General features: G+C 59.8%; 14 protein-coding genes. 9 read left to right on the top strand and 5 right to left on the bottom strand.

Features of this window, described 5'->3' with window-relative positions; all coding sequences use genetic code 11:
- Positions 1–15 precede the first annotated feature (15 nt).
- A complete protein-coding gene (locus MNODULE_RS20695) occupies positions 16–258 on the bottom strand; it encodes a hypothetical protein (protein ID WP_168062947.1) in 243 nt (80 codons plus the stop codon).
- Positions 259–330: 72 nt separating this feature from the next.
- Here MNODULE_RS20695 and MNODULE_RS20690 point away from each other — a divergent pair, with 72 nt between their 5' ends.
- The 9 genes from MNODULE_RS20690 (at position 331) to MNODULE_RS20650 (ending at position 8,843) form a co-directional block, all read left to right on the top strand.
- Positions 331–1,788 (top strand): PQQ-dependent sugar dehydrogenase, encoded by a 1,458-nt coding sequence (locus MNODULE_RS20690; protein WP_202882297.1) that lies wholly within the window; start codon positions 331–333, stop codon positions 1,786–1,788.
- A complete protein-coding gene (locus tag MNODULE_RS24885) occupies positions 1,785–2,135 on the top strand; it encodes a c-type cytochrome (protein WP_202882296.1) in 351 nt (116 codons plus the stop codon). Before MNODULE_RS20690 ends, MNODULE_RS24885 begins: the two co-directional genes overlap by 4 nt.
- Before the next feature lie 74 nt (positions 2,136–2,209).
- On the top strand, positions 2,210–3,130 hold the full coding sequence (gene eboC, locus MNODULE_RS20680) for a UbiA-like protein EboC (protein WP_168063079.1): 921 nt from the start codon (positions 2,210–2,212) through the stop codon (positions 3,128–3,130).
- A gap of 46 nt (positions 3,131–3,176) precedes the next feature.
- Positions 3,177–4,373, top strand: a complete 1,197-nt coding sequence (locus MNODULE_RS20675; protein ID WP_202882295.1) for a 3-dehydroquinate synthase — start codon at positions 3,177–3,179, stop codon at positions 4,371–4,373.
- Positions 4,343–4,654 (top strand): hypothetical protein, encoded by a 312-nt coding sequence (locus MNODULE_RS20670; protein WP_181071142.1) that lies wholly within the window; start codon positions 4,343–4,345, stop codon positions 4,652–4,654. Before MNODULE_RS20675 ends, MNODULE_RS20670 begins: the two co-directional genes overlap by 31 nt.
- A complete protein-coding gene (locus MNODULE_RS20665; RefSeq protein WP_168063239.1) occupies positions 4,654–5,514 on the top strand; it encodes a TatD family hydrolase in 861 nt (286 codons plus the stop codon). Before MNODULE_RS20670 ends, MNODULE_RS20665 begins: the two co-directional genes overlap by 1 nt.
- Before the next feature lie 4 nt (positions 5,515–5,518).
- The gene (gene eboE, locus MNODULE_RS20660) at positions 5,519–6,733 is read left to right on the top strand and encodes a metabolite traffic protein EboE (RefSeq protein ID WP_168063077.1); all 1,215 of its coding nucleotides are present in this window, start codon (positions 5,519–5,521) and stop codon (positions 6,731–6,733) included.
- Positions 6,734–6,746: 13 nt separating this feature from the next.
- Entirely contained in the window at positions 6,747–8,171 is a 1,425-nt protein-coding gene (locus tag MNODULE_RS20655) for an alkaline phosphatase family protein (protein ID WP_168063238.1), read from the top strand.
- 159 nt (positions 8,172–8,330) lie between these two features.
- Positions 8,331–8,843 carry a superoxide dismutase family protein gene (locus MNODULE_RS20650; protein ID WP_168063076.1) on the top strand — a complete coding sequence of 171 codons (513 nt, stop codon included), beginning with the start codon at positions 8,331–8,333 and terminating at the stop codon, positions 8,841–8,843.
- A 69-nt stretch (positions 8,844–8,912) separates the two neighbouring features.
- Here the strand turns inward: MNODULE_RS20650 and lon are convergent, their stop codons facing one another.
- The 4 genes from lon to MNODULE_RS20630 form a co-directional block, all read right to left on the bottom strand.
- The gene (lon, locus tag MNODULE_RS20645) at positions 8,913–11,384 is read right to left on the bottom strand and encodes an endopeptidase La (RefSeq protein WP_168063075.1); all 2,472 of its coding nucleotides are present in this window, start codon (positions 11,382–11,384) and stop codon (positions 8,913–8,915) included.
- Positions 11,381–11,791, bottom strand: a complete 411-nt coding sequence (locus tag MNODULE_RS20640) for an Hsp20/alpha crystallin family protein (RefSeq protein ID WP_168063074.1) — start codon at positions 11,789–11,791, stop codon at positions 11,381–11,383. The genes lon and MNODULE_RS20640 overlap by 4 nt, the downstream gene beginning before the upstream one ends.
- A 31-nt stretch (positions 11,792–11,822) precedes the next feature.
- On the bottom strand, positions 11,823–12,419 hold the full coding sequence (gene rpsD / locus MNODULE_RS20635) for a 30S ribosomal protein S4 (protein ID WP_168063073.1): 597 nt from the start codon (positions 12,417–12,419) through the stop codon (positions 11,823–11,825).
- A 214-nt stretch (positions 12,420–12,633) separates the two neighbouring features.
- Positions 12,634–14,367, bottom strand: a complete 1,734-nt coding sequence (locus MNODULE_RS20630) for a proline--tRNA ligase (RefSeq protein ID WP_168063072.1) — start codon at positions 14,365–14,367, stop codon at positions 12,634–12,636.
- Between the last annotated feature and the right edge of the window lie 27 nt (positions 14,368–14,394).

The following is a 14,394-nucleotide window of genomic DNA, read 5'->3' as shown; positions in this document are numbered from 1 at the left end:
TTCGAAATTTGTAAGTTAAACCACAATGAGCGGCATCACCATTTTTTTTAATCTGAGTTCGTTGCAAATCGCTGCGAAGATCCTGCAGAGTCCTTCCCCCTTATCGTTAGATCTGCGCAAAAGCGCTCTCACCTTCTTGCTTTCCTCAGGTATGGAGGTTGCATACTGACGAGCGACAGGATTTTTCTTTTGTAATGACATTGTTGAAATCAAATGCGCAAAACCAAAATGGGTAGTCATGATCGTCGATTCAATCAAATCCGTTCCTCCGATCCAGTTCCTTCCCGGTCGATTGCTCTTTTCTCGATCCTTGTTTTGATTGGGACCATCTTGACCGGATGCTTCGAACTGCGTGGTTCACAAGGCGGGGGCCAAACTTCATTCGATCCGCCGAGGAAGATCTCCCCTTCCGACATCGCCCTCCCCGAGGGGTATCGGATCGAGCCGGTGGCGACTGAACTGACCTTCCCCACCGGCGTGACATTCGATGAGGAAGGCCGGGCTTATGTCGTCGAATCGGGCTACTCCTACGGCGAGGTCTGGGACACCCCCCGTCTTCTGCGGATCGACCCTGAAGGAACCACCGTGATCGCTTCGGGCGGCAAAAACGGCCCCTGGAACGGCGTCGCTTACCATCAAGGGGTGTTCTATGTCGCGGAGGGGGGAACCCTTCTCGGAGGGCGCATCTTGAAGATCACGCCGGACGGAACCATTACCCCATTGATCGAGAATCTCCCGAGCATGGGAGATCATCACACCAACGGCCCGGCGATCGGCCCCGACGGCGCGCTTTACTTCGCGGTGGGGACCTTCACCAACTCCGGCGTCGTCGGAGAGGACAATGCCCAATACGGATGGCTGGCGCGCTACCCCGAAGCGCACGACATTCCCTGCAGGGACATCACGCTGAGCGGCACAAACTACATCTCTCCCGATCCTCGAACCCCCGATCCAAAGGATACGGCCACCACCGGCGCCTTCTCTCCTTTTGGTGTTCCAACCCTCAAGGGACAGGTGATTTCGGGAAAGGTCCCCTGCAGCGGGGCACTCCTGCGAATTTCAACAAATGGCGGGGAGGCTGAACTGATCGCATGGGGATTCCGGAACCCCTTCGGGCTTGCCTTTTCTCCCGACGGACAACTCTTCATGAGCGAGAACAGCTATGACGTGCGCGGAAGCCGGCCGGTTTTTGGCACCGGTGATCTCCTCTGGCGCGTCGAGGAGGGACGCTGGTATGGGTGGCCCGATTACCATGGTTTCCGCCGATTGAATCAAGGAGAACACTTCACGCCCCCCGGAAAGAAATCTCCCCATCTCCTTCTGGCGGAGCACCCGAACGATCCGCCCGAGCCGGCCGCCGTCTTGGGGGTTCACTCCTCCTCGAACGGGTTCGACTTCTCACAGAACACCCAATTCGGTTATGTCGGCCAGGCCTTCATCGCCCAGTTCGGCGATCAAGCTCCGGTGGTCGGGAAAGTCCTCTCCCCCGTCGGCTTCAAGGTCGTCCGGGTCGATGTCGAGACCGGCGTGATCCACGATTTCGCCGTCAACCGGGGAAAGACGAACGGACCGGCCTCCCGGGTCGGCGGCGGAGGTCTCGAACGCCCGGTGGCGGCTCGTTTTAATCCCGATGGAACGGCCTTGTACGTCGTCGACTTCGGCGTGATGACGATGGGCCAAGGAGGTGAGGTGCGGATTCCGTTCGCGGAGCCGAACGTCAACAGCGAGCCCCGAAAGGGAACCGGGATCCTCTGGCGGATCACCCGAGCGGAAGGATCGATGCCGTGATCTTAGGAATAAGACCGTTCCGATTTTATCTCCCTTGGCTCCTCACTGCGCTTCTCTTGTTCTCCGGCTGCGGCCCGGCCCGGCGGAGCGAGCCGATCGCCCCTCCCCTGTCGATGTCTTCCTCTACCCTCGTTCGCGGAGAGGAAGCTTTTATGAAATACTGCAATCAATGTCATCCCAGAGGGGAGGCCGGCCTCGGGCCCGCGATCAATAACAAACCCCTTCCCCGGTGGCTGATCCGGTTTCAAGTCCGCCACGGTCTCGGCGCCATGCCGGCCTTCTCGGAAAAGGAGATCGGCGATCGAGAACTCGACGATCTGGTTGCATACTTAAAAGCGTTGCGTTAGAATCAACCGCAGATCGGGAAGACCGGTCAACGCGATCGCCTCTCCACCTCCACCCCATGAAGAGGACCCTGCCGATGCTGAGGACAAAGGAGCCTTCCCTCTTTCTTCAACGGGACCACCCTGCCCGACCGCTTTTCCTAAAATCCTATCTGGAGTTGATCCGCGCCGCCAACCTCTGGACGGCCGCGGCCGATATTTTCGCCGGCGCCGCCGTCGTCGGCGCCGCCGGTCCTGTAATCCTCCTCCTCGCGCTCTCGACGATCGGCCTCTACGGCGGCGGGGTGGTCCTCAACGACCTCTTCGACGCGCGACGGGACGCCGCCGAACGGCCGGAGCGGCCGATCCCGAGCGGGCGGATCACTCCCCGCCGCGCCGCGCTCTTCGGAACGGTTCTCCTCTTATTCGGAATCGGCGCTGCGTTCACGGCGGGACTCGCCAGCGGGCTTCTCGCGATCGCCATTGCCCTCTCGGCGATTTGCTATAACGCCTGGACGAAGGAGCATCCGATCGTCGGCCCGCTCAATATGGGGCTCTGCCGGGGACTCAATCTTCTCCTCGGTCTCAGCGCCGCGCCGCTCCTCCTCTTCGACTATGCACCGCTCGGCCTGATCCCGTTGACCTACATCGCCGCCGTCACCCTGACCAGCAAAGGAGAGGTCCACGGCGGAAGGCAAAAGACGATCCTCTTCTCGATCGGATTGATCGGTGCGGTTCTGCTGGCCCTCGCCGCGCTCGCTTTTCAGAGCGCGATTCCTCTTTGGGAGACGCTCCCTTTTCTGGCGCTCTTCGCTTTCCGGGTCATCCCTCCCTTTTGGGAAGCATATCGCGTCCCGCAGGCCGTTCCGATCCGGACCGCGGTGAAGCGCGGCGTTCTCTCGCTCGTTCTGCTCGACGCAACCCTCGCGGCTCTCTATGCCGGTTTCCTTCCCGGCTTGATGATTTCGTTATTGGCGCTATTTGCTTCCCGGACCGCCCGTCTCTTCGCAGTCACCTGAATCGGTCGGCCGCACCGGCCACGCCCCGATGATTGAAAGGACCTCCATGTCGGAATCGATCCAAGCTGTTTTCGATGTTCCTTATCACTATCCCGTTCACTTCACGATGCATCTCTTCTCTCCGGAGAATCGACTTTTCATCGATACGGTTGGGGAAGGGAATCCGGATCGGCCGTGCAAGACTCTGTTCGTCATCGATCGGGGCCTCTTCGCGCATCATCCGGAACTGCCGGCGGCGATCGAGGCCTACTGCAGCGAATATCACACCGACCTACAACAACCCCTTCCCCCTCTCCTCATCGAGGGGGGCGAAGCGGCGAAAAATCATCCGGAGCATGTCGCCCGCGTCCATGAAGCGATTCATGAGGCCGGACTCTGTCGGCACTCCTATCTCGTTGCGATCGGAGGGGGGGCGCTGCTCGACATGGCCGGTTACGCCGCGGCGACGGCGCACCGGGGAATTCGGCTGATCCGGGTGCCGACGACTGTATTGGGCCAAAACGACGCGGGGGTCGGGGTGAAAAACAGCATCAACGCCTTCGGGAAGAAAAATTTCCTCGGCGCCTTCAGCCCGCCGCATGCCGTCCTGAACGACCGCGCATTTTTATCGACCCTCTCCGACCGGGATTGGCGGAGCGGAATCGCCGAGGCGATCAAGGTCGCCCTGATCAAAGATCCCGACTTCTTCTCTTCTCTGGAGCGCCGGACTGAAGCGTTGGTGGCCCGCGACATCGATGCGATGGACGCGCTGATCCGTCGCTGCGCCGAAATGCATGTCGAACACATTGCGATGAACGGCGACCCGTTTGAGCGCGGCGCCTCCCGCCCGCTCGACTTCGGCCACTGGTCGGCCCACAAGCTGGAGCAGATGACCGGCTATACTCTCCGGCACGGCGAGGCGGTCGCCGTCGGAATCGCCCTCGATACCACCTACTCCTACCTCGCCGGTCTTCTCGACCGCGCCGATTGGGAGAGGACCCTTGCGCTCCTCTCCGCCGTCGGGCTTCCCCGCTTTCTGCAGGAGCTGCGCCACCCGGCCTTGCTGCAGGGACTCGATGAATTCAGAGAGCATCTCGGCGGGCCGCTCACCCTCACTTTGCTTAAGACAATCGGCCGAGGGGCGGAGGTCCATGAAATCGATCCGACCGTTCTTTCGAAGAGTATCGAGCTGCTGGAAAAAAAAGATCGGTGTAAAACGAAAGGAGAACAACAATGGAAAGCGCTCCCCTCCCCTGCCCGATGACCGGCGTGCAGTTGATCGACGAGTACTTCATTGAAAACCGGACCCGGCTGCTCGATCTCGCCGCTTTCTTGGACCGTCTCGACCGCGCCGCCGATCCCGCCGTCGATGCCGACTTTCGGATGCGGGCGTTTCGGGAGGCGGTCCGGACCTTGTCCGGCTCAGACGGGGACCGCGTCGGGCGGATTCAGATGATCTTCAGCGATCCGCGGACGGAGCCGACCGACGGCCTCGACCAAAAGTCGGCCTGCGGGGCCTACCGCCCGGAGAAAGGAGAACGATGATGGAGTATATCGACATGCACGCCCATATGGCCTCCCGAACGACCGACGATTACGAACAGATGGCGCTGACCGGCTGCGTGGCGCTGACCGACCCCGCCTTCTGGGCCGGCTTCGACCGCTCCTCGGCCGACGGCTTCGACGATTATTTCCATCAGCTCACGGAAGTGGAGCCGAAGCGCGCGGCCCGGGTCGGCATCCGCCACTACACCTGGCTCTGTCTCAATCCGAAGGAGGCCGACAATCGCTCGCTCGCGCGGGCAGTCATCGAAAAGATCCCGAAGTATCTCGATCGGCCCAACGTCCTCGGGATCGGAGAGATCGGATTGAACCGGGTCACACGGAACGAGGTGGCGACTTTTCAGGACCATCTCGACCTCGCCGTCGCGCACAATCAGATGATCCTCATCCACACCCCCCACCTTGAGGACAAATACAAAGGGACACGGATCATCGTGGAGACCCTTTTGAAAGATGGGCGGATCGATCCCGGACGGATCCTGATCGATCACGCGGAGGAACATACAATCGGGATGATCCTGAAAAATGGCTTTTGGGCAGGGATCACCCTCTACCCCCAGACCAAGGTTTCACCGCAGCGGGCGATCGACATGATCGAGCGGGCCGGACCGGAGCGGATCTGCGTCAGCTCCGCCTGCGACTGGGGACCGAGTCTTCCGATCGCCATTCCCCGCTTCGCCCTGGAGATGCGGCGGCGGTGCCATTCGGAAAGATCGATTCGAAAAATCATCTATGAGAATCCGGCCGCCTTTTTGAGCCAGTCTCCCCGCTTTACACTTGAAAACGTGACGGACCGGAACGGGCAGAAAGCGGCTCCCTCCGCTCCTTTGGGAGCGCGGTAAAAAGATGCGGATCGGACCGGACAAGGCCTTTCATCTGACTTATTGCTCCAACATTCATCCCGGAAACGGATGGCCGGAGGTCTTCGGAAATCTGGAGAAATATGCGCCGGCGCTCAAATCGATCCTCTCCCCCGATGCGCCGTTCGGCATCGGCCTTCGCCTCTCCTCCAAAGAGAGCGAGGCGCTACTGGCGGGAGAAGAAATCGACCGTTTTAAATCGTTCCTCGACGGCCATGGTCTTTATCTCTTTACGCTCAACGGATTTCCCTTCGGCGCCTTTCACCGGCAGCGGGTCAAGGCGGGGGTCTTCGCGCCCGACTGGCGGACCGAAGAGCGGCTGCGCTATACCCTCCGGCTGATCGAGATCCTTCGAAGGCTCCTCCCTGACGGAATGGAAGGGAGCATCTCGACCTCTCCGCTGACCTACAAACGCTGGATCATCGCCAACGACCCGGCAACCTGGGAGACGATCGTTCAAAATCTCGTCCGAGTCGCCTCCGCCCTGGTCTGCGCAAAAGAGGAGACAGGAAAAGTGATCCACCTCGACATCGAGCCGGAGCCGGACGGCCTGATCGAGAACAGTATCGAGGCGGTCGATTTTTTCCGGAAATATCTCCTCCCGATCGGCGCGCCGCTTCTGGCCGCCGCGCTCCAACGCCCGGTTCCCCGGGCGGAACGCGATCTCCTCGAACATATCCGAATCTGTTACGATACCTCCCATATGGCGGTCGAATACGAGGAGGCGGAGAGCGCCCTCGACCTCCTCCAAAGAGCGGGGATCCAAATCGGAAAGGTTCAGATCAGCGCCGCGCTGAAGATGGCCGTTCCCTCCGATCCGGAGCCGCTTAAGGCGCTCTCCGATCGACTCCGTCCTTTTTCGGAATCAATCTACCTTCACCAGGTCATCGAGCGCAACGCGCAAGAAGGTCTTCGCCATTATGCCGATTTAAGCGACCTCTTCCCGATCACCCGAAGCCTCGATTCCCGCGAGTGGCGGATTCACTTTCACCTTCCCCTCTTTTTCTCCGGGGAAGGACCGCTTCACTCCACGGGGGGCGAAACCGCGCGCCTCCTCCAATTATTGGGCGAGCGGCGGTTCACCTCTCATCTCGAGATCGAAACCTACACCTGGGACATCCTCCCCCCCGGTTTGAAGCGGGACCTGGTTGAATCGATCGCCGATGAGTATCGTTGGGTGCTGGAGCAGATGATATCATGAACGGTCCCTCATGCTGAAGAAAACCGTCGTCATCAATGTGGTCGGACTCACACAGCGGCTTCTCGGCCCCGCCACCCCTTCTCTGTCGGAATGGGCAAAGCGAGGGAAGGTTGTCCCGATCGAAGCGGTCACCCCGGCGGTCACCTGCGCCGCCCAGGCGACCTATCTGACCGGGAGCTGGCCCGCGCAACATGGGATTGTCGGAAACGGCTGGTATTTTCGGGATGAATGTGAGATCAAGTTTTGGCGGCAGTCGAACCGGCTGGTTCAGGCGCCGAAGCTCTGGGAGATCGCCCGCGCGGCCGATCCGAATTTTACCTGCGCCAATCTCTTCTGGTGGTTCAACATGCACTCGACCGTCGATTATTCGATCACGCCGCGCCCGATGTATCCCGCCGACGGCCGAAAGATCCCCGATATCTATACCCAGCCGGGAGCGATCCGGCAAGAGATCCAGGCCGATCTTGGCCCGTTCCCCCTCTTTCACTTCTGGGGGCCGGCCACCTCGATCCAATCAAGCCGTTGGATCGCGGAAGCGGCCCGGTGGATCGACCGGCGCTACAACCCGACCCTCACCCTGATCTATCTTCCGCACCTCGACTACAACCTGCAGCGGCGCGGCCCCGACGATCCTTCTCTCGCGCAGGACCTCCGGGAGATCGACGCCGTCTGCGGCGACCTGATCCGGCACTACGCGGCGGCCGACGCGGAGATCCTCTTTCTTTCGGAATATGGGATCACGCCGGTGACGAAACCGATTCACCTCAATCGAATTTTCAGGGAACAAGGTTGGATCGCCCTCCGCGAGGAGTTGGGGCGGGAATTGCTCGATCCGGGGGCGAGCGCCGTCTTCGCCGTCGCCGACCATCAAGTCGCCCATATCTATCTGAACGACCTGTCGAAGGAGGATGCGGTCCGCGCCGTCCTGGAGAAGACGTCCGGGATCGAATTGATCTTGGATGAAGAGGGGAAACGCCGACACCACTTGAATCACCCGCGGGCCGGGGAAATGATCGCCGTCGCTTCAAGCGACGCCTGGTTCACCTATTATTATTGGTTGGATGATCGCCGGGCGCCCGACTTCGCGAGGACGGTCGATATCCATCGCAAGCCGGGATATGACCCGGTGGAGCTTTTCATCGATCCCGCGATCTCTTTTCCGAAATTAAAAATCGGAGGGCGTCTCCTCCAAAAAGCGCTCGGATTTCGGACCTTGCTCGATGTCATTCCGCTCGACGCCGCCCTGGTCAAAGGCTCTCACGGACGGGTCGCCGACTCGGCCGACGAGGGACCGCTCTTTATCACGCAACGCCCGGATCTCCTGAAAGCCGATTCGCTCCGAGCGGTCGATCTCTGCAATCTGATCTTAAGCCACCTCGGCCTGGAACGCGACGAGCGGATCCATTCACCGATCGTCGTTCATCCATCTTTCAGCTAGTGTCCTATAGGACACTACCATCTTTCAAAGATTCTTGACTCTCTGCACCGAACCGTCCTATACTCTCTGAATTATTCCCGCCCGGTGTCGCAGTGGCCCTGAGACACGGACCGCTTCCCACATCATGAACATACGTCGACGAAAAGGAGGAACTCTGATATGAAATACGCTCTTCTGGCCGCATTTGGATTGGTTCTGCTCGGCGCCACCGCTTTCGCGGACTCGAAGGCGGAAGCCGATATCATCAATGGACAGGGGGAAAAGATCGGCACCGCGACCTTTATGGAAGAAGGAAAAGGGGTGAAGATTGCCATTTCCGTTTCAAAGCTCTCCCCGGGCCAGCACGGACTGCACATCCACGCCGTCGGAAAATGCGAGGGCCCTAATTTCACATCGGCGGGAGGTCATCTCAATCCGGAAGGGAAAAAACATGGATTGGAAAGCCCGGAGGGACCGCACGCCGGCGATCTGCCGAACCTGAGCGTCGGCCCCGACGGCAACGCGAAAACCGAAATAACGACCGATCGGGTCACCCTCGGCGAAGGGAAAAACTCCCTCTTCCAGCCGGATGGCACCGCGCTGGTCATCCACGTCGCCGAGGACGACCAAAAAGCCGACCCGATCGGCAACGCCGGCCCTCGGGCCGCGTGTGGGGTGATTAAGAAGAAATAGATTTCAACGAAGAATGAAGACTCACCGATCGAGAGCGCGGGGGTGTGGGTTTCACCCACACCCCCTTTTTCAAACCAACAATCCGCTCTCCGTTGGAACGGGCACCAGCGCGTTCTTCAAAACATCCTCCGCCGAACCGAGCGGAATAAAAGTGAGGGATCGTTTCACCTCCTCCGGCACATCCTCCAGATCATTTTCGTTCCGCTGCGGGAGAAGAATTGTCTTCACCCCCACCCGATAGGCGGCCAAGACCTTCTCCTTAATGCCGCCGACCGGAAGCACTTTCCCCCGAAGGGTAATCTCCCCCGTCATGGCGAGATCATTCCGCACCGGCCGCCCCGAAGCAAGCGAAGCGATCGCCGCGACCATCGTCACGCCGGCCGACGGACCGTCCTTCGGAATCGCCCCGGCAGGGACGTGGATGTGGACGGTCTTTCCATCGAAAATCTTCGGATCGATTCCCAGCCGCTCCGCATTCGACCGGACGTAGGAAACGGCCGCCTGCGCCGATTCCCGCATGACGTCGCCCAACATTCCGGTCAAAATCAAATGCTCTTCGTGGCTCTGCATCATCGTCGCCTCGACAAAGAGGACATCGCCGCCGGTCGGCGTCCAGGCCAACCCCGTTGCGATGCCGGGCCGATCGATCCGCTCGGCGACTTCGTTCATGAATCGAGGCCGCCCCAGATATTCCGGAATCTTGTCGGCGGTGACGGCGATCGGCGTCTGCGCCCCCTCGCTGATCCGCCGGGCCACCTTCCGCAAGACTCCGGCGATCGCCCGCTCAAGGTTTCGCACCCCCGCCTCGCGTGTGTATTCCCGAATAATCCGCCGGATCGCCTCATCTTCGAGCGTCACCTCCTCCGCCTGGAGACCGTTCGCTCGAAGCTGTCTCCGTAAAAGATAGCGGCGCGCGATGTGAAGCTTCTCCTCCTCGGTATAACCCGACAAAGAGACGATTTCCATCCGGTCCTGAAGGGCGGATGGAATCGTATCGATCGTGTTCGCGGTGCAGATGAAGAGGACTTTTGTGAGATCCACCGGCACGCCCAAGTAGGTATCGACAAAGGCATGGTTCTGCGCCGGATCGAGCACCTCCAATAACGCGGCGGACGGATCGCCGTGAAAGCCGACGCCGAGCTTGTCGACCTCATCCAACATAAAGACCGGATCGAACGTCTCGGCGCGCCGGAGCGCCTGAATAATCCGGCCCGGCATGGCGCCGATATAGGTCCGCCGGTGTCCCCGGATCTCCGCCTCGTCATGGATTCCGCCGAGACTGATCCGGACAAACTTCCGGCCCATCGCGCGGGCGATCGACTGGCCGAGCGAGGTCTTTCCGACCCCCGGCGGCCCGACGAAGCAGAGAATCGGCTCGCGAAGCGCTTCATCTTCAGGCGTTTGTGGAAGCGGCCCCGCTTCCGCGACAAGTCCCGCCTCGCCGGCCCCGGTCAAGGGAACGGCGGCGCGGCGCTCTTCCCGCAACTTTCTCACCGCCAGGTATTCGAGAATCCGCTCTTTGATTTTTTCGAGGTCGTAGTGATCCTCATCAAGGATTTTCCGCGCATGACCGACGTCGATTTGCCCCCCGGTTGTCTTTCCCCAAGGAAGGCTCAACAACCAATCGAGATAGGTGCGAATCAGACCATGCTCCGCGGCGGCAGGCGGCAGGCGCTCCAACCGGGACAATTCGCGTTCGGCTTCCTTCCGCGCCTCTTCCGGAAGCGGCGCTTCTTGCAGCCGGCGTCGGAACGCCTCGATCTCCGCCTGTTCGGGATTCTCCTCCCCCAGCTGCCGCTGGATCGTCTTCATCTGCTCGCGAAGAACGTAGTCCCGCTGCGCCTTCGACATCTCCTCTTCGGTCTCGCGCGTGATTTTCTGCCCCAGCTCTCGAACCGCGACCTCATGCTGCAGCAATTCGATCAGCCGCCGCAGTTTGGCAGGGAGGGAATTGATCTCTAAAAGATCCTGGCGCGCGGCGACCGAAATCGGAACGCTGGTCGCCACCAGATAGACAATCTGACGCAGGTCGGTGAGCGCCTGGATGGCGCCGCTGAGTTCATCGGGAAGCTCGGGGATCAGCGGCGTCAGTCGCTGGATCAGATCTCGAACGGCGCGAATAAACGCTTCGACCTCGACCCCTTCTTCGATGATTTCGGGTGCCCGTTCAATCCGGGCGACAAGGTATGGCTCCGTCCTGGCGAAATCGACGATTCGGACCCGCTCCAACCCTTGGACCACCAGACGAAGGGTCCCATCCGGCGCCCGAAGGAGTTGCTGAATGACCGCCGCGGTCCCCATCCGATAGAGATCTTCCGGCCCGGCGGGACGCGCCTCGACGCTCTTTTGCGCGACCAATAAGATCATCCGATTGGAGCGCATGGCATCCTCCACCAGCTTCACCGAGCGCTCCTGGCCGACGAGAAGCGGGATCACCGCCATGGGGAACGCCACCGTGTCTCGTAATGGAAGGACCGAGAGCGCGTCCGGGAGGGAGGTTCTTTTCACATCTTCTCTTCCATCTCTTTCATCCGCCGTCATCGATTCACCTCCATTTTCGGTAAGATCACACAGAGAAAGCCGAGTTCATATCGGGCGCTGACCTGCTCGCGATCGATATTCGGTACAACAGGCACTTCGATCCGAAAAGGACCGTAACGAACCTCCATCGCGTGAAAGCGCGCCGCATCGGAAAGCAGCCAGGAGCGCACCCCCTCCACCACCAATGTATCGTCATAAAGGGTGATCTCAAAATCCTCTTCCCTCAATCCGGCGATCTCCACTTTCACGATCAGCCGATCTTCGGTCTCATAAAGATCGACCGGCGGCCGCCATTGGGGCCGGGCCACCATCACGCGGCGCCGGGATCCCCATAAATCTTCCAAAGATTGCGGCGGCGCATCTTGAGCGACCTCCGCGTAGCGGTAACGTATCAAGCGATAGCGCATATTCCCTCCTGTGGTCGCATAACCCAGCCGGTCAACGGGTGTAGAACGCAACGATCAACGCTTCATCGATCTCAAGATCGATCTCTTCCCGATGGGGCCGGTCGGTCACCTCCCCCCCTCCGTTCTCACGGCGGAGCCAGGAAACCGTCGGCTGGCGCGCCGCCATTTCATCCTGCACCTCCGGCATCGCCAACGCCCCTTCTTTCAAGCCGATCTTCTCGCCAGGGGAGACAAGATAAGAGGAGATCGTCACCGTCTCATCATTCACCAGAACGTGCCGATGCGCGATCATCTGACGCGCCATCAAACGGGTCCGCGCCAGCCCCAACCGATAAACCACATTATCCAGGCGGCGCTCGAGCATCTCCAACAAGGCCCGCCCCAGCGGCTCTCCCGAACGCTGCGCTTCGGCTACATATCGACGGAACTGCGCTTCCCGCACGCCATAGATATCTTTGACCTTTTGCTTTTCGCGCAGTTGGCGGGCATACTCCGTCGGCCGGCGTACGCCGCGGCTTCCCCCCGGAGGAACATTCAACCGGCGCTGGAGAGACGCTCCCCCCGTACCGAAGAGGTCCATCCCGTAGCGCCGGGAGGTTTTATGTCTCGGTTCCCGCTTTGCACCCATACGCTTCCTTTCTCAGCAGGTCTTATAGAAATAAGTCCGAATCTACAAAAGACAAGGGCGATCTTTTTGCGTCTATTTCTATTATAGGGAAGGGGGATGCGTAAGGAAATGGGTCGGTAGGGATCAGTTTGAGTCGAATAGAAAGAAATACACGACATTAAAAAATAGGGCGATCACGAAAATCGCCCTGCGGAACAGATTCGGATTGAGAAATTTAAGAAGCGGGCTGAGGCCTGGGACCTTGAACTAATTCGATGAGGTGGTCGATCGCTTTTTCAACTTCGACCTTTTGTTTTTCGCCGGTGCGGCGGTTCTTCAGTTCCACAAATCCTTCGTGGAGATTCTTCTCGCCGAGGACGACCTGGTAAGGGACGCCGAGGAGATCGGCATCATTGAACTTGACCCCGGCCCGCTCGGAGCGGTCTTCGATAATCGTCTCGATCCCGGCACGGATCATCGACCCGTAGATCAACTCCGCGGTGATCATCACCCGCTCCGATTGATCCTGAACGGGGATGATATGGATGGCGAACGGCGCGATCGGCATCGGCCAGATGATTCCCTTTTCGTCATGGTTCTGCTCGATCGCCGCCGCGATGATCCGGGAGACCCCGATGCCGTAACACCCCATGACAAAGAATTGCTCTTCCCCCTTCGAATCGAGGAAGGTCGCTTTCATCGCCTCGCTATACTTCGTTCCCAGCATGAAAACATGCCCCACCTCGATGCCGCGATCGATCGACACCGGCGCGCCGCACCGGGGACAGGCGTCCCCTGCCACGGCATTCCGGAGATCGGCGAAACGATCGACCTTGAAATCCCGTCCGGGAACCGCATGCAGATAGTGGGCATCTTTTTCGTTTGCGCCGACGATCGACTCCGGCATGACTTCCACGGAAAGGTCGCCTATGATTTCGATATTTTTTAGGCCGACCGGTCCGGAAAATCCGGAGGGTCCGCCGGTCCAGGCTTCGACTTTTCCCGCGTCGGCCAGAATGAGATCGGATACGCCGAGGAGGCGCCTGACCTTGATCTCATTGACCTGATGATCCCCGCGAACCAGCACCGCCAGAGGCCGCCCGTCGGCCGAGAAAAGAAGGGTCTTCACCAGCTGGGGCGGCGTCGCCTTCAAAAAAGCGCTCACCTCTTCTACTGTTTTCTTGTCCGGCGTTTGAACTTTCTCCAAGCCTTTCACTTCCCCGGCCCCCGGCCCCCGGCCCCCGGCCCCCTTTTTTAATTCCGCCCGTTCGACATTCGCGGCATAGTCGCACTTCGTGCAGGAGGCGATCCCCTCCTCGCCGGTCTGCGCCAAGACCATAAACTCGTGCGAGGAGCTGCCGCCGATCAAGCCGGTGTCGGCCTCCACCGCGCGAAATCGGAGACCGAGACGGCTGAAGATCTTATGGTAGGCGTCGTACATCTTCTTATAGTTTTCTTTCGCCCCCTCCAGGTCGGCGTCGAAGCTGTAGGCATCCTTCATGACGAACTCGCGCCCGCGCATCAAACCGAAACGGGGGCGGATTTCATCGCGAAATTTAGTCTGGATTTGATAAAGATTGATCGGAAGCTGGCGGTATGATTTCACCTCGCGCCGGACCAGATCGGTGATGACCTCCTCATGCGTCGGACCGAGACAGAAGTCGCGGTCATGCCGGTCCTTGAGGCGCATCAGCTCCTTGCCGTATTGCTGCCACCGGCCGGTCTCCTGCCAAAGCTCCGCCGGCTGAAGCGCCGGCATCAAGATCTCCTGGGCGCCAGCGTGCTCCATCTCTTCCCGGACAATCTTCGCAACTTTAGAGAGAACACGGAGTCCGACCGGAAGAAAATTATAAATTCCGGCGGAAACTTTCCGGATCATCCCCGCCCGCATCATCAGGCGGTGGCTGATCACCTCCGCTTCGGTCGGATCTTCACGCAATGTCGGTATGAGAAGTTTGGAGTAACGCATCTTAAAATCAAAAGAACGGGAGGAGGG

The sequence above is a fragment of the Candidatus Manganitrophus noduliformans genome (genome assembly GCF_012184425.1).
Taxonomy (GTDB): Bacteria; Nitrospirota; Nitrospiria; order SBBL01; family Manganitrophaceae; genus Manganitrophus; species Manganitrophus noduliformans.
Note: the sequence above shows the minus strand (reverse complement) of the source record. Positions and strands in the feature narration are given on the sequence as shown.

Coding starts and splice junctions, on each gene's coding strand:
- lon (WP_168063075.1), bottom strand. CDS start 11,384: ATGACGGCGGATGAAAGAGATGGAAGAGAAGATGTGAAAAGAACCTCC.
- MNODULE_RS20670 (WP_181071142.1), top strand. CDS start 4,343: ATGGAAAGCGCTCCCCTCCCCTGCCCGATGACCGGCGTGCAGTTGATC.
- MNODULE_RS20640 (WP_168063074.1), bottom strand. CDS start 11,791: ATGCGCTATCGCTTGATACGTTACCGCTACGCGGAGGTCGCTCAAGAT.
- MNODULE_RS20675 (WP_202882295.1), top strand. CDS start 3,177: ATGTCGGAATCGATCCAAGCTGTTTTCGATGTTCCTTATCACTATCCC.
- eboC (WP_168063079.1), top strand. CDS start 2,210: ATGCTGAGGACAAAGGAGCCTTCCCTCTTTCTTCAACGGGACCACCCT.
- rpsD (WP_168063073.1), bottom strand. CDS start 12,419: ATGGGTGCAAAGCGGGAACCGAGACATAAAACCTCCCGGCGCTACGGG.
- eboE (WP_168063077.1), top strand. CDS start 5,519: ATGCGGATCGGACCGGACAAGGCCTTTCATCTGACTTATTGCTCCAAC.
- MNODULE_RS20630 (WP_168063072.1), bottom strand. CDS start 14,367: ATGCGTTACTCCAAACTTCTCATACCGACATTGCGTGAAGATCCGACC.
- MNODULE_RS20665 (WP_168063239.1), top strand. CDS start 4,654: ATGGAGTATATCGACATGCACGCCCATATGGCCTCCCGAACGACCGAC.
- MNODULE_RS20650 (WP_168063076.1), top strand. CDS start 8,331: ATGAAATACGCTCTTCTGGCCGCATTTGGATTGGTTCTGCTCGGCGCC.